The organism is Pseudoalteromonas sp. S327 (genome assembly GCF_005886415.1).
In the GTDB taxonomy this organism is placed as follows: domain Bacteria; phylum Pseudomonadota; class Gammaproteobacteria; order Enterobacterales; family Alteromonadaceae; genus Pseudoalteromonas; species Pseudoalteromonas atlantica.
Genome location: NZ_PNDP01000097.1, coordinates 1 through 505 on the forward strand (window position 1 = coordinate 1; position 505 = coordinate 505).

Annotated in this window: 1 protein-coding gene; it reads right to left on the bottom strand. The window is 44.4% G+C overall.

Features of this window, described 5'->3' with window-relative positions; translation table 11 throughout:
• Nucleotides 1-270 precede the first annotated feature (270 nt).
• Nucleotides 271-505 (bottom strand): hypothetical protein (locus tag CWB60_RS20185; protein WP_138580062.1); only part of this gene is annotated, 235 nt, incomplete at its 5' end.

The following is a 505-nucleotide window of genomic DNA, read 5'->3' on the forward strand; positions in this document are numbered from 1 at the left end:
ACGGCGCAGTATTAAATACTAGGCGCAAAGGCAAGCTCACTGACTTCGATGTGATAAATGATAGCTAATCATTTATCAACGAGAGATACAAGGCGCAAAGCTTGCTTGCGCGAGAAGCAGCGCAGCTGTTTATTTTTGCTAATAAAGATCTATTGCACAAAGAGAAGCGAAAGAGGAGCAAATGAGAAAATACCTTTCAGGACAAGACAGGTATTAAAACAAAAAAGCCGCGCTATTTTACATAGCGCGGCTTTTTAATGAGGCTAAGGGTTACTCAGCGCTCATTGTTTTAGTCATGTCTGAACTAGCACGACCTGCAGGTTTAATTGACCCTGCGCGTAAGCCACTATCAGGAACTAACTCACGTTTATCGTGTGCCATGGCAACTGATGTATGCTTTACGTCGCTATCAGCAACTGGTGTCGGTTGAGCCATAGGTGCGCTTGCAGCCCCTTTGCTAATAACCGTTTTTGCATTGGCATCTTTTTGCTCAGCTACTTCAGGC